The organism is Saccharibacter sp. 17.LH.SD (genome assembly GCF_009834805.1).
Lineage (GTDB): Bacteria > Pseudomonadota > Alphaproteobacteria > Acetobacterales > Acetobacteraceae > Saccharibacter.
In genome coordinates, this window is record NZ_WVHO01000009.1 from 127,177 (window position 1) to 152,805 (window position 25,629).

The following is a 25,629-nucleotide window of genomic DNA, read 5'->3' on the forward strand; positions in this document are numbered from 1 at the left end:
CCATATATTGGGCGTGGCTTTGGAAAATATAAAGAGGCAGTTTTCCGGTTTGGTCGCTGTGTGGAATTGTTGTCCCGACATGTCGGGGTGTGCTGGGCGTTGCCCCAGAGAGTGATCAGAGGATTATAATGGCCGTACCATTGATGCAGGCTGTCCGAGTTGGACGGTACGTTCTCAAGCAGCACCTATCAGGGCGTAAACGCTACCCGCTTGTGCTGATGCTTGAGCCGTTGTTCCGTTGCAATCTAGCTTGTGCGGGTTGCGGTAAGATTGATTATCCAGCGAAGATATTAAACCAGCGCATGAGTTTGCAGGAATGTCTTGATGCCGATAGTGAAGCGGGTGCGCCCATTATCGCCGTTGCAGGTGGTGAGCCGCTTTTGCACAAAGAGATGCCTCAAATTATTGAGGGTCTGATTGCGCGTAAGAAATACGTTTATCTTTGCACAAATGCGTTGTTGCTCGAAAAAAAGATTAACGATTATAAGCCATCTCCCTTTTTCTCTTGGGATATTCACCTGGATGGCGACCAGCAGATGCATGATTCTTCTGTTTGTCAGGAAGGGGTTTATGACCGTGCTGTCGCCGCTATTCGTTTGGCAAAATCCAAAGGATTCCGTGTTTCCATAAACTGCACTTTCTTCGATGGTGTCGTCCCGGAAAGAGCTGCTGCTTTCTTTGATGAAGTCATGAAGATTGGTGTTGATGGTATCATGACGGCTCCGGGCTATGCCTATGAGCGTGCACCTGACCAGGAGCACTTTCTTAATAGGCAGAAAACAAAGACACTTTTCCGGGATATTTTCCGTCTTGGGAAAGGGAAAAAGTGGCGGTTTACCCAGTCTCCTCTCTTCCTAAACTTTTTAGCAGGGAACGAGAACTATCGGTGCACCCCATGGGGTAAGCCGTTGCGGACCGTCTTTGGTTGGCAGCGCCCATGCTATTTGCTGGGAGAGGGCTATGCTAAAACGTTCAAGGAATTGATGGACGATACAGCATGGGATCAGTACGGCACAGGTGCTTATGAGAAATGCGCAGATTGCATGGTGCATTCAGGGTATGAATCAACAGCGGTTATGGATGCTGTGCGTCGCCCATGGCATTTCATTAAAGTAGCTCTTACAGGCCCTGAGACAGAGAAACCAATGCTGCCTGAGATTTCTCTCGCTAACCAACGTCCTGCCTCTTATGGGTATGATGAACAGGTGGCTGAGCAGATGAATCGTATTGAGACAAAAGAGAAACCCAGCCGGGGGCCGCGTATTCGTGTTAACGGTAAGCCGGTTAATACGGCGGTGGAATCTGCCGGCGCAGCGAGATAATTAGTATTTAAGGAGTTTCTGCTGGGCAGGTAGGCTATGTTTTAGCAGCCTACCTGTTCTATGCTCCCAACCTCATGCTCATCCCTCTTTTAACGATTGTTATGCTGATCTTCCTCAATGGCGTTTTTGCTATGGGGGAGTTAGCGCTGATTTCTGCAAAAAAACCGCGTCTTGCACGTATGGCAAGTGAGGGAGTAGCGGGGGCCGAACGAGCCTTAAAATTAGCAGAGCATCCACATAAATTCCTTCCGACCGTCCAGATTGGCATGACGCTCGTGTCAATTTTGGAAGGGGCCTTCGGGGGGAGTCAGCTTGAAGAACGCGCGAGTTCTTTTATTGGGCTTGTTCCTGCATTGCGGCCTTTTGCTGGTGAGATTTCGATTGTTGTCGTTGTCGCGCTGATTACCTTTGTCATGTTGGTTTTTGGCGAGTTGGTGCCAAAGCAAATTGCGCTACAACGTCCAGAGATAATTGCAAGCCGCTTGTCGCTGTTGCTTCTCGGTCTAGCGAGAGTGACACAGCCGATCGTCTGGCTCTTGAGTCAAACCTCAAGTTTCGTTTTGCGTTTGATGCGCAGTGGCTCTTTTACCCATTCAGCCGTCACAGAGGAAGAATTACGTGCTGTTCTGACGGAGGGGATGCAGGCTGGTATCTTGGAAACAGAAGAAAGAGCCATTATCGAGCGTCTCTTGCGGTTAGCTGATCGTCCGGTGAGGGCGATCATGACGCCACGAAATGATTTATTTTGGATAGATCGTCATGCTAGTCGAGAGACGTTGGTCCGTAAATTAAGGCAATCATCTTATGGCAGAATAGTTGTCTGTGAAGGTGATGTAGACCATCCTGTTGGCGTTATTTTAGCAAAAGATATTATGGATCGCCTTCTCTTGGGGCTGCCTGTTTCCATCGAAGCTGTATTGAGGGAAGCTCCTGTTATTCCTGATAGTTTGACGGCCCAGGGGATGATCGAACGTCTTAAGGGTATTTCTCTGGGAATTGTCTTTGTCTTGGATGAGTACGGATCATTCGAAGGCATTGTTACACCATCAGATGTTTTCGAAGCGATTATAGGTGATGAAACCGCAGAGACATCATCAAAAAATCTCACGGAAACGGAAGGTGTTGAAGAATGCGAGTTGGATGGTGTGATGCCCGCTGATGAGGTTTCGTCTAAACTCGGTATTCCTCCATTTCCAGATACAGCGACTTATCACACATTAGGTGGGGCGATTATGGCTCTTTTAAAACGTGTTCCGGCTAAAGGGGACAAAGTCGTTTTTGCCGGGTGGTTATTTGAAGTGCTTGAAATGGAGCGGCGACGTGTTGTGCGTGTACGGGCAAGCCGTCGGGTTTTGGCACGTAATTAAGCTTTTTTAGGATATTGCGGTCAAAAGTATTGTTGCGCTCTTGGCTATTTGTGGAAGGCCAGATATACAGCCCCGTAGATCACCCTCCCTTGTATCGCTCGATGGTTAGAGTGGTGAGGTGATGGTGATGCGTCAGTACGGGGAATTGCGCATGATCACGCTCTCGCCAGATTATCGTCCATCTGACGATGAAGAATTCATGAATGAACGACAGCTTGAATATTTTCGCCAGAAGCTTTTGCACTGGCGAGGGGAGTTGCTGCGTGAAGCTGGAGATACCCTAGCGAGTTTGTCCGAAGGCGGTATTCATGAGGCTGACCTTGCGGATCGTGCGACGGTTGAAACAGATCGCGCTTTTGAATTGCGCACGCGAGATCGTGCTCGTAAGCTGATCGGTAAGATAGATATGGCGTTAGCGCGTATTGAAGACGGTAGCTACGGTTATTGTGAAGAGACTGGTGAGCCGATTTCTCTTCCACGATTAGAGGCACGTCCTATCGCGACGCTTTCTCTTGAAGCCCAAGAGAGGCATGAAAGACACGAAAAAGTGTACCGTGACGAGTAAGGGGCTTGCATAGCTGCTCTTAACACGGTAGGAAGCTCTGCAATAGAGCGTGTGCTGCTGTAGCTCAGTGGTAGAGCACTCCCTTGGTAAGGGAGAGGTCGCGAGTTCAATCCTCGCCAGCAGCACCATTCATTTTGGCTAGCAGATTTCCGTTATCAGACAGGGTGTTTTTTTGTCAACCTGTCTGTTCACCCTCTCTGTATAGGGTATCGTTTCGTTTCTTAACTAAGTCGGCAGATTGACTTGTGTCTGTACTTGGGGGAAATGTAGTCGGAAGTCGTTCTCTTCGTGGTCGACATTAAACCTGCGGGTAGTACCGGGAGGGACAGCACTGTGAACAGTGTTGGTTCTTTGAAAGAAAAGGTTTCATGATTTGCGGTGTGACCATTTACGGTATTCGTAACTGCTCGACGGTGAAAAAGGCGATAAGTTGGCTAGATAGCCAGGGTATTGCGTATCATTTCCATGACGTTCGTAAAGATGGTCTCGCACAGGAGCTCTTGATGACTTGGGTGCGGGCGTTGGGTTGGGAGAGGCTTCTCAATCGTTCGGGAATGACTTTTCGGAAACTACCAGAAGAGGACAAAAATGGCCTTGATGAGGCTAAAGCGGTGTCGTTGATGCTGGCGCATCCTGCTTCTATTCGTCGTCCGATAACGGTTTACGGGGCGTGTATACAGGTGGGGTTCAAGCCAGAGGCTTACGAAGCGGCATTTTTGTTACATTCTGAGGATAACTAAACGTTCTGATTGATACCGACCTTCAGATTCTGGCCGGTTATTTTGGGTAGATTTTGGAGGACGGAGCAGATTTGCGCCGTCACCCTATTGCATGTGTTGTGCGCATAGCTGCTATATTTTTCCGGAATATAGGAAAAAGGAAGACGCTATGGCGAATCCCGACCAACTTGCGAACTCGCTTCGCACCCGTCACATCATGATGATCTCTCTTGGGGGCATGGTGGGTGCTGGGTTTTTCATTGGAGCAGCATCAGCCATCCTAAAGGCAGGCCCTGCTGTATTCATCTCGTACATCATTTCTGGGTTGATCGTTTATTTGGTCAATCTTTCTATTCGTGATCTTGCATTGGATGGGGGCCCAGATGGTGGGTCTTTCATGAAGCAGATTCGTACCCACCTTGGTGAGCGCGTGGGCTTTATTGCGGGTTGGGCCTATTGGTTGACCTGGGTTGTTGTGCTTGGCGCTGAGGTATTGTTTGGTGCTGAGCTTTTACAGCCGTACATTCACTTACCAATTGTGACGTTGGAAATCTTGATTCTCATTGTCATGACAGCCGTCAATCTGATGTCGGTTAAAGGTTATGGCGAGTTTGAATATTGGTTTTCTTTGATTAAGCTTCTTGCCATTGGAGTGTTTGTTGCTGTGGCACTCTGGGCGCTAGGGCGCGGTTTCTTTGGGTGGGGACCACAGGTTCCTGTGATGCATAATATCTTAGGATATGGTGGTTTTCATCCTAAAGGCTGGATGGCTGTTATTGCTGTTGTGCCGACAATCTTCTTTTCCATGAATGGCAGTGAGATTGTAACGGTTGCCGCGCTTGAGTCTGAAGATCCAGATGGCAATATTGTCAGGATTACCCGGACAATTGCTGTTCGGATTGGTGGCTTTTTCCTCATTTCTATCGCCCTGATTTTGGCATTGCGCCCATGGACGACGTTAGATCCTTCACAGTCACCTTTTCTTTTTGTGCTACGCCAAATTGGTGTTCCATATGTTGATACGTTTGTCTGGGCTGTGATTGTAACGGCTGTCTTATCATCACTGAACTCAGCGATTTATGTAACGTCACGTATTCTTTTTGAGATGGCGGAACATAAGGATGCTCCTGCGTTCTTTTTGAAGGTTGATGAGAAGACGCAATTACCACGTCGTTCCGTGATTGCTTGTTTTATCGGTGGTGTAATTGTCGTTCTTGCTTCGACACTTTCGCGTGACGAGATATTCTTTGTGATGCTGAGTTTGACAGGGACGTTAATGCTCTTCAATAATTTGCTGATTGTTTTGGCACGCATGAAGATGGATGCGAAGAACCAGTTTGCTCCGCGTTTGGCCTGTTTCTTGCTGGCGATTACGTTTGGGTCGATGTTCTTGGTTCCGAGTACGGTGAGCCAGGCGTTAATGGGGGCTGCTGCGATTGTTATCATCGGTATTGCTGCCTATTTCCATAATCGTCGCTTAGAGGCGTAAGACTGTTTCTCATTAGGTGAAATACGACAGAGGGATATGGAAGCTTTTGTGAAGCAGCCCCGTTCTTCATCATTGGAGAATGGGGGGATCAAGTCGTTAGCGGTGGTAACACCGGCACGGTTTCAATCTTTGGTTGGTAGGCGTGCAAACGAGATTTGCTCACGTTTCGAAGAGTGGACTGTCCCTCTGACTGTTATCGGGCGTTTGGGGGCTTTCCCTCCAGACACTTGGCGTCGTTACGGCGTCTTACCACTGCTTGATCAGCAGGATGGTACGGAAATTCATCTCGAAGTGCCTTCTTCCCTGGTAGAAGAAGATACGTTGAAGCCTGGTGATGTCATAAGGGCGACAGGTTTTGTGCGTGCGCGATTGCAACGAAGTGAATTAGTCTGCCGATTGGACGTTGTATCCCTGGAGGCTCATGATCACGGGGCCTCTCTCTCATCAGGGAATGGACAGCTTCTACATAGTTTTTTGCGTGATCTTTCCGTAGGATATCATCCCTTTCCGGTGCGGCCAGAGGCCACATTGCAGGTTTTGGGAATTGGAGTGCTTCCTGCCGTCTTAGACGAGCTCTGTCAGACGTTGGGTGGCTTATGGCGGGAGAGCTCGGTACAGCGCACCTTGCTGCCAGCTAACGATCCATTAGCTTTTGTGAAACAATTTCGTCAGACAGAGTCGTTTGACATTGTGTTGGTCGTTGCGGATGAAAAAAGTGCCGCGATGTTAGAAAACCAGGACGTGTTAAAAATATTGTCTTTATGTCCAGCCCACCGCTTGTTGGTTGTGGAGCGTGGAAAGGAAGGAGAAGAGTCTCTCGCGCGCTATGTGGTGGATCATAGCTTTCCAAGCTTTGTCGAGGCAGGACGTTATATCCGCCGAGAAAAAGCATGTTTTCGAGAGAAACAGGAAGAAGAGAGAGCGATTCAGGAAGAGCTTAGTGCTTTGCGGGCAAGTATTGCTGAGCTTACGGACACGTCTAATCGGAAAAAAACCAAATTAGGGATCGTGATTTCGTTGAGTGTGTTGGCCGTAGTGATAGCATTCTTCGTTCTATTGATAACGAATAGTCGAGTTTTTCATTATGTGATGGGTATTCTGTAAAACCATGCCTATTTGGATAATAGGCATGGTTTTTAGAAGAGTTAACGTCGTGTCAGGGAAGAAAATCCTGCAATTCTGGGATTTCCTGACATAGGAGTATGGCATCCTCCTTCGTTAGTAGACATAAAGCCCGTTGTAGATCCTGTAAGTGTATTGAAGGATGCGCTTCAATCCATATGAGGAGACCTTCCAAGCTTAACCCTTGACGTCTATCCAAGTCTGGCAAGGAGAGGAGTTCAGGAGGCGTAAAGTCAGGTAATGGGACAGCTTCGAAAAGGGTCTTTCCATGTCCCGTTTCCTCTGGAAGAGAGAAAACATCGGGGCGATGTGTGCGACGTGTCATGACGGTGGCCATGCCCATGGGGGTTGGGACATCCCCCAATGTGAATTCACGATAGTCACGAGGGAAAAGGCACAGCAGCCGTGGGTTGTGCTCTTGGATAAGCGCAATGAGCGGACGATGAGATTTTGGAGGATCTGCCTCCAACAACATGCCTTCAGTTGAACGCAGAAGGAAAGCACGTGTGATTGTGCAAGGAGGGGCCGCTTGCGGATTTAACAAAAGTTGCTCTCGTCGTGTCAGTCTCTGTCGAAGATAAGCAAAGCCTGGACGTTGAGCATAATCAGGAAGATGAAAATCATCCTCAGATGATAAATTCTTCTGATCGTCAAGTTGGGTAATGATTGAGCGGAGGCGGTGAAGGCCTGCTTCAAGGAGCGTCTGCCATAAAGCATTTTGGGTTTGTCGCGCGGCATTTAATAATGTTGGAGAAACATTTTCTTCAATGTCATTGCGATTAAAGTGACGATAATGATGTGGTGGTAGTTCTTCTGCACTATCAGAGGACGGACAAATATAGTGCTGGATACGTCCTCCTTCCCAGTGAGGAGTCCCATCACTTTTATCTAACGGAGTTCCTTGCGGCGTGACAAGACGATGATGCGGAATATCAAGGGGCTCTCGTTCTGAAGCGTGGTTTGGAGAGGTCAGATAAGCCCCACGGACGAGTAGGCGCGTAAAGGCATGATCAGCAAAAGAAGGGGTGGCATGTCGTGTGTGTGTCGCCACAATGTGCCCTCGAGGGCGATGGCGATGCCCAGAGCTGCCGTAGATACACCAGTTTAAAGCAATACCAGCAGCGTCTTGGCCGCGGGCGAGAAGAGTGGATAAGTCTGGCTCAGGCACGAGGTATTCATCACTATCAAGGACAATGAGCCACTCTTCCTGACCGATGAGATGATTGAACGCGTAACGTGTTAAAAATTCTCGGCGCTCTTCACCAGAAAATTCTGGTTCTAAGGAAGGGGCATGCCACGTGACGGGCCATGCTTGCGCGAGAGACTGTACAATTTCAGATGTACCATCCTCGGAGCCTGCATCTATGACCGCGATATGGCGTATGCCGAGGGAAAGATGCCAAGAAATCCAATTAAGGATAGTATCCTGTGAATTGCGAACAAGAACGGCACAGGCAGCTGAGGGAAGATTATCGGACATTAACACGTACCATGGCATGTGAGACAGTGGAGTCGGTGCTAGCGCGCATTTCAATTTGGATAGGAAGCGCTCCAGCAGCTTGGATTCGTTTAGCAACAGGTACGACCAAATTTTGAGTCAGGTCAGAAAGTATCTGCAACTGCTTGTCTGGCGTGCTCTGCATGGGTGCTATGCCCTGTATGATAAAAAGAATATTAGACTTGCGAGCAAGTGCTGCTTTGGTGGCCGTTTCAACGGGGGCTGCATAATCGCTTTCAGGCGTGCCTTCCATGATTTGCAAGAAAGGGGCCTTCGGCGTGGGAGCTACAACAGGGGCTATATACGGCTTAGGAGGCGTTCCCGCACGCGGATCAAAGGTGCGTTGGTCGAGAGGAGAACAGCCTACTACCCCTCCCATAACGGCAAATACCGCAGGAAGGTAACAGAAGGAAAAAATCCGTGAAAATTCGAAACGGTCAAAAGCATCCATAATACACTAAATAGTCGCAGGAAGTAGAGTATTAGGCAAGAGGGAAGCGGGCATGCAGTAAAAACTTGTCTTACCCCCCTGTTGCTTCAATCCAGTGGTGCTATGGATAAAGGGTCTTTAGTTCCAAGTTAAATCGGAGGAACCGACCAATGGCCGTTAAAATTGCAATCAACGGATTCGGACGTATCGGGCGTTTGGTACTGCGCGGTATTATCGAGAGCGGACGCACGGATGTTGTTCCAGTGCTGATCAACGATCTCGGTTCTGTGGAGGCGAATGCCCACCTCCTGAAATATGACACCATTCATGGTCGTCTACCGGCTGAGGTAGAAGTGTCTGATGGCAATCTGCTGATCAAGACACATCAAGGTAAGACGATTGGCCCGATCAAAGTGACGGCTCATCGTAATCCAGAGGAAATTCCTTTGGAGGGTGTTGATGTTGCTATGGAATGTACGGGTCTGTTCACAGCACGTGATAAGGCTTCCGCACTTCTTAAAGCGGGTGCAAAGCACGTTCTGATTTCTGCTCCTGGTAAGGATGCAGATGCAACGATCGTCTATGGCGTTAACAACGACGCTCTGAAGCCAGGCATGCAGATCGTGTCTAACGCTTCTTGCACGACGAACTGCCTGTCCCCTGTTGCTTCTGTGTTGGATGAAAAATTCGGCATTGAGCGCGGTTACATGGTAACAGTTCACTCTTATACGGGTGATCAGCGCACTATCGATACCTTGCACAAGGACCCACGTCGTGCGCGCGCTGCTGCGGTAAACATTATTCCGACAACAACGGGTGCTGCTCGTGCTGTTGGTTTGGTGTTGCCTCACCTGAAGGGTCGTTTGGATGGAACATCTATCCGCGTGCCAACACCGAACGTTTCTTTGGTATCCTTGGATTTCGTTCCAAAGAATGCGCCAAAATCGGTTGAAGAAGTAAATGCTGCAATGCGTGAAGCTTCTGAAGGCCGTCTGAAGGGCATTCTTGGCTATAATGAAGAGCCATTGGTGAGCCATGACTTCAATCACGTGAAGTTCTCTTCCACCTTTGACGCAACAGAAACAGCTATCGTTGATGGCGGTAAGCTTGTGCGCGTATGTGCTTGGTACGATAACGAGTGGGGCTTCTCCAACCGGATGTCCGACACGGCGTCATTGTTTGGGAAACTCTAATCATGGCTTTTCGCACGCTTGATGATGTGGAGGTACGCGGTAAACGCGTACTTCTCCGTGCCGACCTCAATGTGCCTGTGCATGACGGGGCGATCACAGATACAACGCGCATTGAGCGCGTGTTGCCAACGATTCGTGAGCTTTCTAAGAAGGGTGCTAAGGTTATCCTTTTGAGCCACTTTGCCCGCCCTAAGGGTAAGGTGGTGCCAGAAATGTCTCTCGCTCCTGTTGGTAAGCGTCTTGCGGAATTATTTGGCCATCCAGTTTCCTTTGCCAAGGACTGCGTAGGACCAGATGCTAAGTCCGCTGTTGATGCGATGAAAGATGGTGATGTTCTCTTGTTGGAGAATACGCGCTTTCATGCAGGCGAAGAAAAGAATGACGCAGAATTCTCTAAGGCTCTTGCAGCTAACGGGGATATCTACGTTGATGATGCTTTCTCTGCGGCCCATCGTGCGCATGCTTCAACAGAGGGCGTTGCACGTATATTGCCAGCTTATGCTGGTCGCTTGATGGAAGCTGAGCTGAAGGCTCTTTCTGCGGCTTTGGAGAATCCAAAACGTCCTGTTGGGGCCGTTGTTGGTGGATCCAAGATTTCCACAAAGCTTGATCTGATCGGTAACATGCTGGATCGCGTGGATGTGCTCTTCATTGGTGGGGCCATGGCGAACACGTTCCTATCAGCTCAGGGCGTAAAGGTTGGCAAGTCCCTCGAAGAGAAGGATATGCACGATACGGCGCGGAAGATTACTGAACTTGCGCAAGAAAAAGGCTGCAAGCTCGTTCTTCCGGTGGATGCTGTTGTCGCACGTGAGTTCAAGGCGGGTGCCGAATCATCTGTTGTGCCTGTGAATCAGGTTCCCGATGACACGATGATTTTGGACGCTGGCCCGAAGACGGCTGAGCTGATTGAGAAGCACCTTGCTGATCTGAAGACGCTCGTTTGGAATGGTCCTTTAGGGGCTTTCGAGATTGAGCCTTTTGATCGTGCAACTGTTGATGTAGCACGTGCAGCGGCGAAGCTGACACAGGAAGGGAAACTCCTGACTGTAGCGGGCGGTGGTGACACTGTTTCTGCACTTCGTCATGCCGGTGTTGTCGATAAAATGAGTTATGTTTCCACGGCTGGTGGAGCGTTCCTTGAGTGGTTGGAAGGGAAGGCTCTTCCAGGTGTTGAGGTTCTACGCGCTAAGTAAAGTAAGGCGTATAGCTCATGTGAGATGGGGGTAGGGGTTTTCCCCTATCCCCATTTTTATTGGTCATTGGTTTGCATGACGTAAGAAGCGCCCCTCTCATTTGTTCAATGAATGAGAGGGGCGTTCTCAGATAACCATCTCCTAGCGACAGAGATGGAAGGGTCTACTTTTAGACGCTAAGGCCTTGCTCTCGGCGTCGATCGGCAACGGCAGAAGCCATAGCTTTTTGGAGTTTCTCCATAGCGCGGGCTTCAATCTGGCGAATACGCTCCCGAGATACATGATAGTGATGAGAGAGCTCCTCCAATGTGGAAGGATCTTCTTTTAAACGACGCTCGGTCAAGATGTGACGCTCACGCTCATTGAGTGTTTTTAAAGCCTCAGTGAGTAGAGCTCTACGCCCGCTCATCTCTTCGGAGTCAGCAAGTGTCTCTTCTTGAGTCTCATGCTCATCGACGAGCCAATCCTGCCATTCGTGCTCACCCTCGGCGCGTAACGGTGCATTCAGGCTATGATCTGGCGAAGAGAGACGTTGATTCATTGAGATGACGTCGTTTTCTGGCACCCCGAGTGTTTTAGCGATCTTTTGCACCTGCTCAGGCTGCAAATCACCATCATCAAAGGCCTGCATCTGCCCTTTGAGGCGGCGCAAATTAAAGAAAAGCTTCTTTTGTGCCGCTGTGGTGCCCATCTTAACCAGGGACCAGCTATGGAGAATATATTCCTGCATAGCAGCACGAATCCACCACATTGCGTAGGTCGCTAAGCGGAAGCCACGGTCTGGATCGAAGCGGCGGACAGCCTGCATGATGCCAATATTACCTTCACTAATAAGCTCGCTTATAGGAAGGCCATAACCGCGATAGCTCATAGCGATTTTAGCGACGAGACGCAGATGAGACGTAACGAGGCGATGCGCAGCGCGCGTATCCCCCTCATCGCGCCAACGGCGTGAAAGGGCGAGTTCCTCTTCAGCGGTTAGGAGAGGGAAACGGCGGATTTCTTGTAGGTAGCGAGAAAGATTATTTTCTGGCCCTACAGACGGAAGAGCAATTGGAGACCTCATGATGTTCGACTCCTTGCGCCCAAGTGGTGGGGTTGTTTCACGAAAAATAATCGCCACATGGAATACGTGACCAAACCCTCCAGGGGTGACGCAGCAAATAGGGAAGGACTTTATCTAACGTCCCCGCTTCTCATCCCTCTATTAGGCAATGCCGAAGCGGTACGTCCGTTCCGGCGATGCGTCGGATTCGTCGGATCAAGGATATTATTAATAGGTTTATCCTTGTCAGTCAAATGTTACGCAAAGTTTAGTCGATCACTTTTCGGATATAATCGCCGCAAGTTCTTGTAAATCTTGGGGAAGAGGCGTCTCGAATTTGAGCATATTTTTTGTTCGTGGATGCATGAAACCCAGTACGGCGGCGTGAAGGGCCTGGCGTGGGAAGTCGAGGGCTTTTGTACGGATGTCTTGGGGAAGATGTCGTGCAGCTGCAGGAATACGACGGAGATATGTAGGATCCCCGATTAAAGGATGACCTGCTTGGGAGAGGTGGACACGAATCTGATGCGTTCTGCCAGTAGCGAGGCGGCATTCCACAAGTGAGACGCTATTGTGGAATAGGGCTTTCGTCGTGAAGTGGGTAAGAGCGCTTTTTCCGCCTCGTTGGACGACCGTCATGCGCTTTCGATCGCGTTTATCGCGTCCGATGGCGCCATCAAATGAACCTGATGGTGGCAATGAGCCCCATGCGAAAGCAAGATAGGCTCTTTCGATATCGCGTCGAGCGAATGCGTCAGATAGGGCTTGGTGGGCTAAAGGTGTTTTAGCGACGACCATGGTGCCCGATGTGTCTTTATCCAGACGATGGACGATGCCTGGGCGTTTTTCTCCGCCAATTCCTTCAAATTCTGGTCCGCAATGTCCGAGTAAGGCATTGACCAGCGTTCCCGTTTCGTTGCCGGGGGCAGGGTGAACCACAAGGCCGGCCGGTTTATCTAAAACAATCAGATCGCGATCTTCATAAAGAATCGTGAGGGGGATATGTTCGGCTTGTGGTCGGGCTGGCTCTGGAGCAGGAAGATGGAGCTCTAAAAACATTCCCTCTTTTAAATTAAAAGCCGGGTCACGACGTGCCTCGCCATTGCATGTGAAATGGCCTGTTTCAATTAGGGTCTTGACCCGAGAGCGTGAAAGCGTGCCGATGGCGTCAGCCAAGATGCGGTCTGCGCGCTGGCCGGCATGTTCTACTCCAACATGGAGGGAGAAAGACGTTGCAGTATCAGCAGAGAGGGAATCGGACATGGAACAATCAAACATGCATCAGGGTGTAGCGAACTCGATACCAAACAGCGAATCGAATCAACTCCCTGCGTCATCAAAAGGTCTTTTAGTGTTGGTCGTGGTGATGGGAATCATGATCGTCATAGGTACAGGGGCATTGTTATGGGTTATTGTCCATCGCATGATGCATCCGCACGCGGTTTCTGAGCAATCTCTGCCCCAAGCGGTCAATACGGTAACTCCCCCAATCTCAGGAAATCCTGCTCTTTTGGCGATATCACGCCACGGTGATGAACAGATTCGCAGTGTGGTTCCCCGTGCTGATGGAACGTTAGCTGTTACGCTCGTATCGTCACAAGGGGATGGGCGTATTGTTGTTTGGTTGCCAGAACAGGCGCGTATCATTGCAGAGTTTGACTTAAGAACATTACGGCCCTGATGCAGCAAGAATGGCTGTCATGAGGCCAGGAAAGCGTTTTTCCAGTTCTTCGAGCCGCAATGTATTGCGATGTGTGACTCCTTCAATGCGTGTGTGAAGAATCCCGCCTGCTCGTAGAACTTGGAAGTGATGTGACATGCTTGATTTCGGACGAGAGGCTAGTAGCGTACTACAACTGGCTTCCCCTAAAGAGTGGAGATGACGCACGATGTCCAGGCGAACTGGGTCAGCCAGGGCGCGTAACACTGTTAAAATATCGAGTTCATCGAGATCTGGATGCGTATAGATATTGGCCATGGGGGTGTTATCTCTCTCTTGAGATCATCGTGCAATATGTCTATAGTTCCATATATATCGAACTATAGAGTCGATGATGAATTCCTACTTTGGGAAATGGCCTTTCTAACCGGTCGGTAAACAGAGAGGCTCATCAAGGAGAAAGCTTATGCCTACGTTATTTGATCCCATCAGCTTTGGATCCATTCACGCTAAGAATCGTGTCGTGATGGCTCCGTTAACACGGGCGCGTGCTGGACAGGATGGCGTCCCAACACCCATTATGGCTGAATATTATACGCAGCGTTCGAATGCGGGTCTTATTATCTCAGAGGCTACCGGAATCTCTCGTCAGGGCCTTGGTTGGATAAACGCACCGGGAATTTGGACAAAAGAGCAGATTGAGGGCTGGAAACCCGTCACACAAGCCGTGCACGCACAGGGTGGAAAAATTGTTTGCCAATTATGGCATATGGGGCGTCTGGTTCATTCCTCGGTAACGGGAGAGCAGCCTGTAGCGCCATCTCCTTCAACGGCTCCAGGTGGAATACACACCTATGATGGAAAGAAGCCTTATGAGGAGTCACGTGCGCTCAATGTTGAAGAAATACAGGTTATTGTAGAGCAATACGCACAGGCGGCACGGAACGCGATGGAAGCTGGATTTGATGGTGTTCAAATCCATGCCGCTAATGGTTACCTTATCGATACATTTTTGCGCGATGGCACGAATTATCGGTCCGATGACTATGGTGGAACAGTGGAAAACCGTTTGCGTCTTTTGCGTGAAGTGACAGAGAGTGTGGTAAAAGCCATTGGAGGCGAACATGTTGGTGTTCGTTTATCGCCTAATGGTGAAGTTCAAGGAGTTATTGACAGCAAGCCTGAGACGGTATTCGTTCCTGCGGCGAAAATGCTGCAAGAGTTAGGTATTGCGTGGCTTGAGCTGCGTGAATCAAGCCCTGAAAGCACATTCGCTTTTGATAAGCCAACAGAACAGCCGAAGCTTTCGCCTGAGATTCGGAAAGTGTTTCAGCGTCCTTTAGTGCTTAACCAGGATTATACAGCAGAAGAGGCGAAGGCCGCTGTATCAGAAGGGAAAGCAGACGCTATTAGCTTTGGGCGTCGTTATATTTCTAATCCTGACCTTGTTCATCGTTTAGAGAATGACCTGCCGCTTCAAGATGATGATATGGGAACATGGTATGGTGCTCATCTTGGGGCAAAAGGATATACGGATTATCCAACAGCAACGTCGTAACATTTTAAGATCAGGCGGATAAACGACCGCGAACGGCCCTCTTTAAAGAGGGCCGTTTTTTATGCGTTTATGGTTAAATTATGAGGATAAACGTGTGAGTTCATAAAGGGCGACGGCTGACGCATTAGAAACGTTGAGGCTCTCCATTGGCCCAGACATATAAATAGACGCGATTTCATCACACGTTTCACGGGTAAGGCGACGTAGGCCTGCTCCCTCTGCTCCGAGAACAAGGGCAACACGTCGATTACCTAAATTATCGCTATTGAGCCGGATTCCGCCAGCATCAAGCCCAATGACCCAAAGTCCGGCTTGTTGTAGGCTTGATAAGGCGCGTGAGAGATTTGTCTCTCGGATCATAGGGACAACATCAAGGCCGCCTGAGGCTGCTTTCGCCATGGTTCCGGTTTCCGGTGGTGTATTACGGTCTTGAACCAGGACAGCGGCCGCGCCGAATGCGGCGGCTGAGCGTAAAATGGCTCCGATATTGCGTGGGTCTGTCACCTGATCCAGCACGAGGATAGGTCCAGGTCGTTCAAGGGCTTCTTCTAAGGAGGGAGGGGTAAGGGCTTCAACACGGAGACAGACTCCTTGATGAACAGCATCGCGACCGCAGAGAGAATCAAGCTGCTCCCGGTCAACAACCATCGGTTGATGAGTGGTCGCGGGGAGTAAAGAGAGCGTGTCACGTGTTACGAGCACTTCATAGACAACCCGTTGTGGGTTTTGCAGGGCTGTTACCGCAGAGTGAATGCCATAAAGCCAATAACCCTGAGCGGCGGCTTTCTTCCCAGTACGGGGCAAGCCTTTCTCCTGATTAGGGCGTTTACGGGAGAGATCATGAGCAGGAGGAATGGTGGCCCGAAGGCGTGATGATGATTTTCTAGCCATATAATCTTTATAATCTGATAAAACGGTCATTGACAGAGCCAGCGATGACGCTTATCAAGCACTCAACCTTAGACGGAGGGATGCCCGAGTGGCTAAAGGGGGCGGACTGTAAATCCGCTGGCGTACGCCTACGTTGGTTCGAATCCAACTCCCTCCACCAATTTCCAGAATTTATATAGTGATGTTTGGATGTTGGTTCGTTTCTTTTGGTTCTTCTAGAAAATATGATTATCCCGTTATTTTTCGTTCACCGTCGTGACGGTGTCACGATAGTTCAAAGAATGACAATTGTTGCTGTGTGTCTGCATCATTCTGGAGTGAAAGTCCGGATAATGTCACCCCAAGTAAACGAATAGGTTTCGGGAAAGGGGAGAGCGCTTTTAAAATCCCTTGGCTTATGGTGAAGAAAGTTTCTGCTTCTGTCATGAAGTGTGGAAGCGAGTGGGCACGGGTAATGGTTTTAAAATCCGTATATCGAATTTTGACCGTGACAGTACGTCCAGAAACGTGATGCTTTAAGGAAGAGGTCCAGACTTTTTCCGTTAGCTGTCGGAGTATTGGCTCGGCCTTGTCATATGTTGGAATATCCACTGAGAATGTTGTTTCAGTCCCCAATGATTTGCGTGGTCTGTTAGGTTCTACGGGTCGATGATCAATCCCATGAGCGATATCGTGGTAAAAAAGAGCGGCGCTGCCAAAATGAGCCCGTAAGCCATCAAGTGGATAGCGCCCTAGGTCGGCACCCGTGCGAATGTTGAGAGCATGCATTTTGGCTGTTGTGGCAGGCCCAATTCCATGGAAGCGTTCGACTGGGAGAGCGGCTGCAAATTTTGGGCCTTGGCGAGGTGTAATCACAAAGAGCCCGTTTGGTTTATTTTGTTCTGAAGCGAGTTTTGCCAGGAAGCGATTGTAGGACACGCCTGCTGAGGCGGTAAGTGACGTTTCTCTATAAATGTCAGCACGAATTGCTTCAGCAAGCGCTGTCGCTGACGTGAAGGGAGCGAGGTGATCTGAGACATCCAGATAAGCTTCGTCCAAAGCAAGAGGCTGGATTAGAGGTGTGTAACGTGTGAAGATTCGATGAATATGTGCTGATATGGCGCGATATTGCTCAAACCGTGGAGGAACAAAAACAAGGTCTGGGCACAGACGTTGCGCCACACGGGATGGCATAGCGGAGCGGACGCCATAGCGTCGTGCTTCGTAACTTGCGGCTGCGACGACACCTCGTGCTTGAGAACGCCCAACGGCAATAGGGCGATGACGTAGGGTAGGGTCATCACGTTGTTCTATAGAAGCATAAAAGGCATCCATATCGATATGAAGGATGCGTCGTAGAGGTTTGCCTGCAAATTGGTGAGACATGAGCTTAGTGTAGCACACGAGGGAGAAGGATTGTCCTTCTCCCTTTAGGAACGTTAAAAGATACTCATCAGCTATACGTCGTCAGAGTGCAGAGGAATCGTATTACGAAGCTCTAGTTCCAAATCTTGGACAATGAAGCGCCATTCTTCTGCAATACCATCAAGCGTTTTTTGTGATTGTATGCGTTGCCACAGGTCAAGGAGTTGTTCATTCAGCGTGGAACGAATGAAGTTTTCCGCTTTTCTAATGGCTGGATGGGCGCGAAGAGCGGCGAGTTCACGAAGAGTAGCATCGCGGCGTTCGACCATCCAATAGTTGAGTTCATGTTGAGGGTCTTGCAACTGCATACCAAATGTGTTGGCCCATTGGGTCGTGTAACGGCTGGTATCAAGTTCTTTATACGCGTCCGCACCGCTATTGCGCGCATGTTTCCATGTCCATTCGGCCATAGATTTAAAGTAATAGTGGGAGATGCAAATGCGATCATAAGTGCCATAATCGGCAAACGCAGGGTCACGTGGGAAGGGTGGTGGTGGATTTAGGTAGTTGTGTGTATCTCCATTTGTAAGGCGGAACGTGTAAGAAGTTACAGGGTTCCACAATGGATGATGGGGGCGTGAATGAAGGGTTCTGTTTGGACGGCAGGCTGATTTTACAAGACGCCATCCATCGCCAATGGCCCCGTTTCCGACGATACGTTCATTACGTTGTGTAAGCGGTACAGCAAGGTCTGAAAGGCCGTTCGCGTTCATAGAGGATGCAATAAAGCGCCAGTTCACAGCGATCGCATCGGTCTGCCAGTGATCAATCCAATTTAGATAATCTGTTAATAAAGGATAGGGTTGGGGGTTGAGTGTAATGAACTCATCCCCATCAACAATAAAACACCATTTAAAGTTTAGAATATCAGGAAGGGCATTGAGGGCATGACCATAAGCTTTAAATTGTGGGCTTTGGTCAGAGCTTGTTGGATTATCAATCCACGTAATGATCCCTTGATGGGCGAGTTCTTCCAAAAGCTTTTCTGAACCATCAGCATTATCATTACTATAGATAAAAAAGTGCTCTACGCCGATAGAACGATGGTAGGCGATCCATTCAAGAAGATAGATTCCTTCATTCCGTACCGTTGTGACCATACATACGGTTCGACGTGGTTCGATTGTGCGACGAGCAGCATGTGTCAGGGCATGTAGGAAGCCAGCAAACGAGCTATCAGCGCCTGACCAGGCCAATAATGAATCCTCTTCTGGGCTATGAAGTTCACGCGCCACAGGGAAAGGACTGATAGTTTTGTTGGCATGGGTAAGGCGCCGTAATTCCCAGTGAGCTAACTCAGGGAGGGCTTTATCAAGCCAAATATTATTTGGAACGATATCCTGTAGCTCTTGGCGTAAAAGAGCATCGTGGAGAAGGCGTTCGCCCAGCTTCTCGATTTCTTCCCAACGAATGAGAGGGATGAGACTATCAAGTGCTGGAAGAAGATTATCGCCGTTATAATTCTGGATATAATGAACAAGATCATTGGCCGTAACATCGCGTCGTGCGAGGTGGGCAATGTCGTTTGCAATACCATTCAAACGGTCAGTGCTTGAGACGGGGACAAGTCTAAATTCTTCCCATCCCATGACATGGTTACAATCACCGACAACAGGGTTTGCTGTTTGGCCGTCTGAAAAGGGGCGTGTTGTGAAATAATTTTTGGGGCGTGATGGATCTTCAAACGAAAAGAGCTGGCTTTGAGGACCACTGACATTCATTTGAACCGTCAATACGCAACCACGTGCTGTAAAATGTTCGACCCAAAGTTGAGGTTGAGAGGGCGTGTCTGTGGTTAAAAAGAGGAAGTCAGGACGGCTGGAAAGCCGTATGGCAACGAGAGGAATATAGCCTGTCTCATGTGGATCACGAGCGTTGCATAATAGGCCATCACGGCATCTGACAGCGAGATACGCATCGTGTGATGTCGCAACGTGGAAAAAAGAAAACCAATCCGAAGTGTGATCAGCTACGTCAGGTGTCAATGGTGTATGATGAGACATGCTAGTATTTCCTCGGTGCAGTATCGTGAGACCTAACAACTGAGGGTGTTATAGGAGGGAGATTACCTGTGAAGCAAGAAAGTAGGAGCCCTCTGAAAAAATACCCAATTGTTCGGTGAAGAATACAGTTCATTGTTTTTGGTAAAAGGTATACGCTTACTACTATATTAGTGCAGGAGCGATCAACGATGACTATTCAAAAAATAGCAACGAACCATTTGTCCCGTGTTTCTCTGCGTGATGGTCAGTCTATGCCGTGGTTAGGACTAGGCGTTTGGGAAACACCTGAAGCGCAGACCGCGGATGTTGTGCGGCAAGCTGTGAAGCTAGGATATCAGGCTGTTGATACAGCGCGTTTATATAAAAATGAGGCTGGTGTTGGTGAAGGCTTGGCTGAACATCCGAATATTTTCGTTACGACGAAGTTATGGAATGATGACCAAGGTTATGATTCAACGCTGCGTGCTTTTGAGAAAAGCGCACGCTTATTAAAACGTGATGTGGTTGATCTTTATTTGATCCATTGGCCAATGCCTAGGCAAGGGCAATATGTGGAATCGTGGAAAGCGCTGATCCATTTACAAAAGGAGGGGCGCATTCGTTCGATTGGTGTCTCTAATTTTGAAGAAGAGCATTTAGTACATCTCATGGACGAGACGGGGGTTGTCCCTGTGATTAATCAGATCGAGCTTCATCCTTATTTCCAACAGAGATCGCTTCGTGCTTTTCATGCAAAACATCGTATTCAAACAGAGGCATGGCGTCCCTTAGGGAAGGGGGTTATTTTAGGGAATTCTTTGATCCAAACGATTGCACAAAAATATAAACGGAGTTCTGCTCAAGTGATTTTGCGTTGGCATTTGCAGAATGAAATAGTTGTGATCCCTAAATCAGTAAATCCGGAGCGATTGGCTCAAAATTTGGACATTTTTGATTTTACATTGAGTCGGGAAGATATGGAGGCTATTGCCACTCTTGATCGCTCTGATGGCCGAATGGGAGAAGATCCACAGACGGTAACTTTTAAATAGAATCTTTCCTGCATGAGGGATATAGCAATCCTCATGCAGGAAAATTGTTAAATGTCGAGCACCTCAACAGAGTTCGCGTGTTCTTGGATAAAACGGAAGCGTAATTCCGCTTTTCGTCCCATGAGGCTTTCAACACGTTCCCGGGTTACAAGTGTTTCTTCCGTTGGAATAACAACGCGGAGGAGGGTGCGGTGTTTGGGGTTCATGGTTGTTTGTTTTAGATCAGAGACAGGCATCTCCCCCAAGCCTTTGAAGCGTGAGATATCGATACGTGATCCAGCTTTGAAATCTTTTTTGAGACGACGCTCACGGTCGGCATCATTCATTGCATAAATGGTCTTGCCCCCTTGTGTCAGACGGTAGAGTGGGGGTTGAGCAAGGTAGAGATGGCCACGTCGTACCAGCTCAGGCATTTCTCGATAGAAAAATGTCATAAGAAGAGAAGCGATGTGGGCTCCATCAACATCGGCATCCGTCATGATGATAACGCGACCATAACGAAGTTTTGTAACGTCAAAATTTTTGCCCGTGCCACATCCAAGGGCTTCAATCAGATCTCGTAGCTCCTGATTGGCACGCATTTTATCTTCTGTTGCAGAAGCAACGTTGAGAATCTTCCCGCGTAATGGGAGCACAGCTTGTGTCTCGCGATCGCGGGCTTGGCGTGCAGACCCTCCGGCTGATTCGCCTTCGACAAGGAAAAGTTCTGTTTCAGATGTTTTCGTGCGACTGCAATCCGTTAGCTTTCCAGGGAGACGTAACTTGCGTGTGGCGGTTTTACGCGCTGTCTCTTTATGTTCACGGCGGCGTAAGCGTTCCTCAGCGCGTTCGGTGATATAAACAACGAGGCTGTCAGCTTGTTGAGGGTTTCCACCGAGCCAGTGATCAATGCGGTCTCTCAGGGCGCCTTCGACAAGACGACTGGCTTCCTGTGTTGTGAGTCGGTCTTTTGTTTGCCCTTGGAATTGGGGGTCACGAATAAAGACCGAGAGTTTTGCGTTGAGTGTTCCAAAAACATCTTCAGCCGTAATGGTTGACGAACGACGAATTTTTCGTTGATCCCCCCAGTTACGGAATCCCTTTACAAGAGCAGCGCGAAGTCCGGCTTCATGGGTTCCTCCCTGAGGAGTAGGAATTGTATTGCAGTAGGATGTTACACTGCTTGTGCCATTCTCTAAAAAAGCAACAGCCCATTCCACGTTACCACTAGAGCGGCCGTCAGCAGCAACAGGAAGACTCGCTTCGCCAGACCATACCGGGGTTAAGAGAGCTGTGTCATCGCCCAGTTCAGCACGCAAGGCATCTTCTAATCCATTGGGGAAGTGAATGATGTCACTGTGTGGAGGAGGTTCTTCCCCCTTCAAAAGAGCGGGATTACAGGACCAATGGATGGTCACACCACGGAAGAGGGCCGCTTTGCTCTTACATAAGCGATAAAGGCGTGCGGGAGAAAAGCTTTGCTTGCCGAAAATTTCACTATCGGGTGTGAAACGAACAATGGTTCCGCGTTGTTTGGCAGGGACCTTGATGGTTTCGAGAGGGCCTATGGGTAGGCCTCGTTCAAAAATTTGGCGGAATCCTTGTCGATTCCGTGCGACGTCTACTTCTAATCGTGCTGAAAGTGCGTTGACGACAGAACTTCCAACTCCATGCAGTCCACCAGATGTGGCGTAAGATTTGCCAGAAAATTTTCCGCCAGCATGAAGCGTTGTAAAGATCACTTCAAGGGCGGACTTATTGGGAAAGCGTGGATGAGGATCCGTCGGAATACCACGTCCGTTATCGTGGACGACGAGGGTACAGGCTTCCTCAAGAATCACATCGATTCTGTTCGCGTGGCCAGCAACGGCTTCGTCCATAGCGTTATCAATGATTTCGGAAGCAAGATGATGATAGGCTGAATCATCTGTGCCTCCGATATACATGCCTGGACGACGGCGTACTGGCTCTAATCCCTCAAGAACCTCAATATCCTGGGCATTATAGTTTTGTACGTCGCCATGAGGAGAGTTATGAGAGCTCTCTTCTTTGGGATTCTTGTTTCGTCCCCGTACAAACATGTCGTCCATTCTATTTCCTGGCAACCTTACGTCGTGAATGAGAGGGATAAGGACTAACGATGATGCCGACGTGTCCGAGTCCGACTATGAGAAGAAGAGGACCGTGGTGCCGCACAGCTTTCATAAGAAGCTGGTTGAGAAATATCTTTAGCCTCAGCGTAATGCGCTAGGTCATCCCCTGTATCGAGGGCATTAATCTCATCAAACATGGGCATACGTTGATCACAGAAGATCGTGCCGGATTTTAATCCTCCCAATGATTGCACGTCTGCTAACTGGGTAATGTATTCATCATGTTGTTTTTGAGCTTGGCGGCCGTAACTGCTGCGAAAATATGTATCAAGGCGCTTTTCCGCGGTTGTTAATACGGGGCGGAAACGACCAATAAAATCGTTATAACGGCCCTGTGCTTGGCAAGAGAGAGCCGTCACCATAAGCTCGGATTTAAGCCCTTCAATAGCGAAAGCATTATGGACTTCGCTGGAAGAACGACATGAGGCAGCTTGAGCCAAGGGTGCTGCTAAGATTGAGCTCGTCAATGCAAAAGCGGTGCATAGATGACGGAACGAAAGAAATCGAGACAGAATAGACATAGGCAAACTCCGCTGACAGGGAACCTGCCTATACCATGATTTTTTAAAAGAAGGCATTGGCAATAAAAGAAAATTCGTTTCCTGACATTCTCTTTCTAGACAAGAGCGCTTATCCTCCCCCACTTGAATACTTTGGTTGGTGATAGGGAGAGAGGCATGGAAAGGCCTTTCCCGCTTTTCTGTGGAGTGGAATTGAACGTGCATTTGCGAAGTTCTGTTTTAAGCGTTGGGGTGGCTGGTGTAGCTCTCCTATCTCTTGCTGGCTGTGTCCAGAATCAACCGGCACAGCAATCGGCGAGTGCCGTGCCTAATCCTTTTGGGTATGAAAAGACCTCATCTCTTTGTGAAGTTGCTCCCCTGCAAACATCAGCTGATGGTCACATGAGCGTAGAGATGACGGTTGGCAGCGGTGAGGGACATTGTGCTGTTGCCATTAAGAAAGATGGGGGCGGTAGCTATGCTTCTTTTGGTGTAAATCCACCGCCAGAGCATGGGAAAGCTTTTTTGTATAACTACGATGGGCATACATATATTAGCTATACGCCGGTGAGTGCTTATGAAGGGCAAGATCAGTTCGGTGTTGAACTCATTCCAGCGCATGATCGTCCTCGGCGTCAGCTAACAGTGAAGGTAACAGTCAAGGCCGTGGGTGTGAGTGCACCGAAGGCAGCGGCACCTACAGCTCAAACGGCGACAACCGGTAAGAAGGCAGTGTCTTCTGGTAAGAAAACAGTGCGTAGAAGTGCTCGTGTGCGTCGTCACGTAGTAGCGAAGAGCCGTCACAAATAAGCAGATATAGATTATGGTAAAAAATAAGGCCGGGGAAATCCCCGGCCTTATTGATAGATGCCGTATTAATTAAAAAACAGAACTTCAGTTATCGAAGGTCAATTTCAACACGACGATTCTGAGGCTCACGTGAGTTTGGCCCTCTTGCCACTAAAGGCTCACTATCTCCATAGCCTTTGACTGAGATCAGCCCCGCAGCAATCCCATCTCGGATTAACTCTGCCCGGACAGCATTGGCGCGTTTAAGTGACAAAGCGAGATTATATTCTTTTCCACGTTGGGAAGAACCGCCAGCAGCTGAAGAATCTGTGTGGCCATTCACTTGAATACGGGTGAACTGAGCTGAGGTCGAATTACGTGCTGCTGTAGCAACGATACTCCGCGCCGTTGATGTCAACTCGCTGGAATCCCAATCAAAGAATACAAGATAGGTCCGGACCGGGGTCGGTGCAGGGGCTGCAACGACAGGGGCGACAGAAGGCATTGGCGGTGGAGCGGGGTTAAATTCGTAGCGTAACCCTAGCATAAGGGAGTGGTTAAAGTCGGTACGGGTTCCACGACGGCCGGAAACATAATCACCGGTTCCACCGTTAGCCATAGCCAAATCGCCTACAGCGGTGGCATTATGGCGATGGCGTCCTGTGATGGTGTAGAAGCGATATTCCATCGTTGTAGAGAGGCCAACAACCCAGGGAACGGGGATAGAAAGACCAAAAATCCCCTGATAGGCGAATCCCCCGGAAGTCCCATGAACATGCTGTGTATAATTACCACTAGTTGAGCTCAGTCGTGTATTCATAGACTGCCAGCCGTAACCGATACCGGCACCAAAATATGGATAAATCCAGTTCTGGCCTATATCCATATCAAACAGGGCATTGGTCATGACCCCATATTGCTGTTGGTGGCCACTTGTCGTGGTTGGAAAATTAGCGCCATGAAAACCGGAATAACGATTACGACGATAATTGCCTTCTACCTCGACACGGAAACCATTATTGAGCCCCCAGCCGATGCTGCCAAGTCCTGTAATACCCGCATCAAATTCATCTCGTCCACGAGGGAAAAGCCGGACATGCGGATTGACTGTCTGAGTCTGATTAAAGCTTGCTCCTCCCGCACCAGAGACGTAAAGCCCCCGAACAGGCTGAGCGTGAGCTAAACCAAAGGTCAGCACCGACATGCCCGCGGCCAATCCGCTATAAGCCAGTAGGGCCATGACCGTGGTGCGTTGTATCATGTGACTACTCTCCAACCAAACATACGCTCCCCTTCTTGCTGAAATGAGACGTAAGCGCAATGCGTCTCAGAAAAATATTCCATCAAGTAAGAGGCATTTTATCGATTTCCTTACGAGAGCCCAAAGAATATTCGAGTGGGCGCGAAATGTCCCGAACACCGAGCTCAATGATCCACAAATCAGGATCATATTTTTTCTGGCGTTGCAAATATGTATCAACTTGCTCTTCAATAGGACGTGTCTCGTCGTCATTAGTATCAAAATGGTGTCGGCGCCAAGACGAACCATATTCTTGTAAGACGACCATGTTGTTTGAGCGATCCCGGAGTATGATGAAAATACTTCCAGCATCATCATTTCCTTTATGGACGATCATTGCCGAATCACCATTTTGATCAAATCGACGTAAGAGAGCTCGAATCCAAAAACCACTTTTTAGTGAGAGAGACATGGA

24 protein-coding genes and 2 tRNA genes are annotated in these 25,629 nt (G+C 48.9%); 14 read left to right on the forward strand and 12 right to left on the reverse strand.

Annotated elements, in window-relative coordinates; genetic code table 11:
• Nucleotides 1-128: 128 nt before the first annotated feature.
• The 7 genes from hpnH (at nt 129) to GS501_RS01945 (ending at nt 6,566) form a co-directional block, all read left to right on the forward strand.
• Nucleotides 129-1,322, forward strand: coding sequence for an adenosyl-hopene transferase HpnH (gene hpnH / locus GS501_RS01915; RefSeq protein WP_160830182.1), 1,194 nt, complete (start codon nt 129-131; stop codon nt 1,320-1,322).
• 74 nt (nt 1,323-1,396) lie between these two features.
• Nucleotides 1,397-2,689, forward strand: a complete 1,293-nt coding sequence (locus GS501_RS01920; protein ID WP_160830183.1) for a hemolysin family protein — start codon at nt 1,397-1,399, stop codon at nt 2,687-2,689.
• A gap of 151 nt (nt 2,690-2,840) precedes the next feature.
• Nucleotides 2,841-3,254 carry an RNA polymerase-binding protein DksA gene (dksA, locus tag GS501_RS01925; RefSeq protein ID WP_160830654.1) on the forward strand — a complete coding sequence of 138 codons (414 nt, stop codon included), beginning with the start codon at nt 2,841-2,843 and terminating at the stop codon, nt 3,252-3,254.
• Nucleotides 3,255-3,307: 53 nt separating this feature from the next.
• Nucleotides 3,308-3,382, forward strand: a tRNA-Thr gene (locus GS501_RS01930).
• Between the two features lie 240 nt (nt 3,383-3,622).
• Nucleotides 3,623-3,994: an arsenate reductase gene (locus tag GS501_RS01935; RefSeq protein WP_160830184.1), complete on the forward strand. Its 372-nt coding sequence runs from the start codon at nt 3,623-3,625 to the stop codon at nt 3,992-3,994.
• Nucleotides 3,995-4,142: 148 nt separating this feature from the next.
• Nucleotides 4,143-5,462 carry an amino acid permease gene (locus GS501_RS01940; protein WP_160830185.1) on the forward strand — a complete coding sequence of 440 codons (1,320 nt, stop codon included), beginning with the start codon at nt 4,143-4,145 and terminating at the stop codon, nt 5,460-5,462.
• 48 nt (nt 5,463-5,510) lie between these two features.
• Complete coding sequence (locus tag GS501_RS01945; RefSeq protein WP_160830186.1) at nt 5,511-6,566, forward strand: hypothetical protein; 1,056 nt, start codon at nt 5,511-5,513, stop codon at nt 6,564-6,566.
• A gap of 52 nt (nt 6,567-6,618) precedes the next feature.
• On the opposite strand, the gene GS501_RS01950 is transcribed toward GS501_RS01945, so the two are convergent.
• Together GS501_RS01950 and GS501_RS01955 are read right to left on the reverse strand one after the other, a co-directional pair.
• Nucleotides 6,619-8,064 carry a glycosyltransferase family 2 protein gene (locus GS501_RS01950; RefSeq protein ID WP_160830187.1) on the reverse strand — a complete coding sequence of 482 codons (1,446 nt, stop codon included), beginning with the start codon at nt 8,062-8,064 and terminating at the stop codon, nt 6,619-6,621.
• Nucleotides 8,054-8,533 (reverse strand): hypothetical protein, encoded by a 480-nt coding sequence (locus GS501_RS01955; protein WP_160830188.1) that lies wholly within the window; start codon nt 8,531-8,533, stop codon nt 8,054-8,056. The genes GS501_RS01950 and GS501_RS01955 overlap by 11 nt, the downstream gene beginning before the upstream one ends.
• Nucleotides 8,534-8,682: 149 nt before the next feature.
• On the opposite strand from GS501_RS01955, the gene gap reads away from it, so the two are divergent.
• Both gap and GS501_RS01965 read left to right on the forward strand, forming a co-directional pair.
• On the forward strand, nt 8,683-9,705 hold the full coding sequence (gene gap, locus GS501_RS01960; RefSeq protein WP_160830189.1) for a type I glyceraldehyde-3-phosphate dehydrogenase: 1,023 nt from the start codon (nt 8,683-8,685) through the stop codon (nt 9,703-9,705).
• Nucleotides 9,706-9,707: 2 nt separating this feature from the next.
• Entirely contained in the window at nt 9,708-10,901 is a 1,194-nt protein-coding gene (locus GS501_RS01965; protein WP_160830190.1) for a phosphoglycerate kinase, read from the forward strand.
• A 169-nt stretch (nt 10,902-11,070) separates the two neighbouring features.
• Here the strand turns inward: GS501_RS01965 and rpoH are convergent, their stop codons facing one another.
• Both rpoH and GS501_RS01975 read right to left on the reverse strand, forming a co-directional pair.
• Nucleotides 11,071-11,967: an RNA polymerase sigma factor RpoH gene (gene rpoH, locus GS501_RS01970; RefSeq protein WP_160830191.1), complete on the reverse strand. Its 897-nt coding sequence runs from the start codon at nt 11,965-11,967 to the stop codon at nt 11,071-11,073.
• 255 nt (nt 11,968-12,222) lie between these two features.
• The gene (locus tag GS501_RS01975; RefSeq protein WP_237442367.1) at nt 12,223-13,209 is read right to left on the reverse strand and encodes an RluA family pseudouridine synthase; all 987 of its coding nucleotides are present in this window, start codon (nt 13,207-13,209) and stop codon (nt 12,223-12,225) included.
• Here GS501_RS01975 and GS501_RS01980 point away from each other — a divergent pair.
• Nucleotides 13,208-13,627: a hypothetical protein gene (locus GS501_RS01980; RefSeq protein WP_160830193.1), complete on the forward strand. Its 420-nt coding sequence runs from the start codon at nt 13,208-13,210 to the stop codon at nt 13,625-13,627. The genes GS501_RS01975 and GS501_RS01980 overlap by 2 nt on opposite strands.
• Here the strand turns inward: GS501_RS01980 and GS501_RS01985 are convergent.
• On the reverse strand, nt 13,616-13,924 hold the full coding sequence (locus GS501_RS01985) for a helix-turn-helix transcriptional regulator (RefSeq protein WP_160830194.1): 309 nt from the start codon (nt 13,922-13,924) through the stop codon (nt 13,616-13,618). The genes GS501_RS01980 and GS501_RS01985 overlap by 12 nt on opposite strands.
• Nucleotides 13,925-14,072: 148 nt before the next feature.
• Between GS501_RS01985 and GS501_RS01990 the strand changes: the two genes are divergently transcribed.
• Nucleotides 14,073-15,164 carry an alkene reductase gene (locus tag GS501_RS01990; RefSeq protein WP_160830195.1) on the forward strand — a complete coding sequence of 364 codons (1,092 nt, stop codon included), beginning with the start codon at nt 14,073-14,075 and terminating at the stop codon, nt 15,162-15,164.
• Between the two features lie 78 nt (nt 15,165-15,242).
• On the opposite strand, the gene rlmB is transcribed toward GS501_RS01990, so the two are convergent.
• Nucleotides 15,243-16,055 (reverse strand): 23S rRNA (guanosine(2251)-2'-O)-methyltransferase RlmB, encoded by an 813-nt coding sequence (rlmB, locus tag GS501_RS01995; RefSeq protein ID WP_160830196.1) that lies wholly within the window; start codon nt 16,053-16,055, stop codon nt 15,243-15,245.
• A 74-nt stretch (nt 16,056-16,129) separates the two neighbouring features.
• Between rlmB and GS501_RS02000 the strand changes: the two genes are divergently transcribed.
• Nucleotides 16,130-16,215: transfer RNA gene (locus tag GS501_RS02000), tRNA-Tyr, on the forward strand.
• A 104-nt stretch (nt 16,216-16,319) separates the two neighbouring features.
• On the opposite strand, the gene dinB is transcribed toward GS501_RS02000, so the two are convergent.
• Nucleotides 16,320-17,420 (reverse strand): DNA polymerase IV, encoded by a 1,101-nt coding sequence (gene dinB / locus GS501_RS02005; RefSeq protein ID WP_160830197.1) that lies wholly within the window; start codon nt 17,418-17,420, stop codon nt 16,320-16,322.
• 71 nt (nt 17,421-17,491) lie between these two features.
• Nucleotides 17,492-19,462, reverse strand: a complete 1,971-nt coding sequence (locus GS501_RS02010; protein ID WP_160830198.1) for a glycosyltransferase family 2 protein — start codon at nt 19,460-19,462, stop codon at nt 17,492-17,494.
• Between the two features lie 188 nt (nt 19,463-19,650).
• Here GS501_RS02010 and GS501_RS02015 point away from each other — a divergent pair, with 188 nt between their 5' ends.
• A complete protein-coding gene (locus GS501_RS02015; protein WP_160830199.1) occupies nt 19,651-20,493 on the forward strand; it encodes an aldo/keto reductase in 843 nt (280 codons plus the stop codon).
• Between the two features lie 47 nt (nt 20,494-20,540).
• Here the strand turns inward: GS501_RS02015 and parE are convergent, their stop codons facing one another.
• Nucleotides 20,541-22,562 carry a DNA topoisomerase IV subunit B gene (gene parE, locus GS501_RS02020; protein WP_202405266.1) on the reverse strand — a complete coding sequence of 674 codons (2,022 nt, stop codon included), beginning with the start codon at nt 22,560-22,562 and terminating at the stop codon, nt 20,541-20,543.
• A gap of 44 nt (nt 22,563-22,606) precedes the next feature.
• Nucleotides 22,607-23,146: a hypothetical protein gene (locus GS501_RS02025; RefSeq protein WP_160830200.1), complete on the reverse strand. Its 540-nt coding sequence runs from the start codon at nt 23,144-23,146 to the stop codon at nt 22,607-22,609.
• A gap of 156 nt (nt 23,147-23,302) precedes the next feature.
• Here GS501_RS02025 and GS501_RS02030 point away from each other — a divergent pair, with 156 nt between their 5' ends.
• Nucleotides 23,303-23,935: a hypothetical protein gene (locus GS501_RS02030; RefSeq protein WP_202405267.1), complete on the forward strand. Its 633-nt coding sequence runs from the start codon at nt 23,303-23,305 to the stop codon at nt 23,933-23,935.
• A gap of 88 nt (nt 23,936-24,023) precedes the next feature.
• On the opposite strand, the gene GS501_RS02035 is transcribed toward GS501_RS02030, so the two are convergent.
• Nucleotides 24,024-25,175 (reverse strand): OmpA family protein, encoded by a 1,152-nt coding sequence (locus GS501_RS02035; RefSeq protein ID WP_160830201.1) that lies wholly within the window; start codon nt 25,173-25,175, stop codon nt 24,024-24,026.
• 82 nt (nt 25,176-25,257) lie between these two features.
• The gene (locus GS501_RS02040) at nt 25,258-25,626 is read right to left on the reverse strand and encodes a DUF1491 family protein (RefSeq protein ID WP_160830202.1); all 369 of its coding nucleotides are present in this window, start codon (nt 25,624-25,626) and stop codon (nt 25,258-25,260) included.
• Between the last annotated feature and the right edge of the window lie 3 nt (nt 25,627-25,629).